Annotated in this window: 1 protein-coding gene; it reads left to right on the forward strand. The window is 55.9% G+C overall.

Features of this window, described 5'->3' with window-relative positions; all coding sequences use genetic code 11:
- On the forward strand, window positions 1-1,059 hold a 1,059-nt coding region (locus tag B5F78_RS16590), incomplete at both ends, for a PIG-L family deacetylase (RefSeq protein ID WP_206421973.1).

A 1,059-nucleotide genomic window follows, 5' to 3' on the forward strand; every position in this document is an offset into this window, starting at 1 on the left:
CCGATATTATCAAGCAGGCGGTAGAGGATAAGATTTCGGATACGCTTCCCGCTTCTTACCTCCAGATGCACCAGAATGCGACCGTCTGCATCGACTTGCCCGCTGCTTCCCACCTGACCCGTATCCAGCGCCCGTGGCTGGTGACCAGCTGCGAATGGACGGACAAGCTGATCCGGAGTGCCATCGTGTGGCTTTGCCTTTTGACCGGAAAACCGATTCTGAAGCTGACCAACAAGGATTATAACGAGAACGGCTTGAGCGAGCTGCTGGTGCTTTACGGCTCAGCCTACAATGTGAACATCAAGATATTCAACGACCTGCAGCATACCATCACCGGCTGGCCCGGCGGCAAGCCCAATGCGGATGACACCTACCGTCCGGAGCGTGCCAAGCCGTTCCCCAAGCGTGTGGTCGTCTTCTCTCCGCATCCCGATGACGATGTGATATCCATGGGCGGTACCATCCGCCGTCTGGTGCAGCAGGGTCACGACGTGCATGTGGCATACGAGACTTCGGGCAATATTGCCGTAGGCGATGAGGAGGTGGTACGCTTCATGCACTTCATCAACGGTTTCAACCAGCTTTTTGATGAGAATCAGAACGAGACCATCCGCAAGATGTATGCCGACATCAAGCAGTTCCTGCTTCAGAAGAAGGAAGGCGACATCGACACGCGTGACATCCTGACCATAAAGGGGTTGATACGTAGGGGAGAGGCACGCACGGCATGCACGTATAACCGCATCCCGCTGGACCATGTGCATTTCCTCGACCTTCCTTTCTACGAGACGGGGCGCATCGAGAAGAACCCCATTAGCGAGACGGATGTGCAAATCGTCCAGAAGCTGTTGCAGGAGGTACAGCCCCACCAAATTTATGTAGCCGGCGACCTTGCCGACCCCCATGGCACGCACCGTGTCTGTACCGATGCCGTACTGGCCGCTATTGATGAGGAAAAGAATGCCGGTGCCGCATGGTTGAAGGATTGCCGCATCTGGATGTACCGCGGGGCATGGGCGGAATGGGAAATCGAGAACATCGAGATGGCTGTGCCGTTCA

This window comes from Bacteroides sp. An279, from assembly GCF_002159615.1.
Lineage (GTDB): Bacteria > Bacteroidota > Bacteroidia > Bacteroidales > Bacteroidaceae > Phocaeicola > Phocaeicola intestinalis.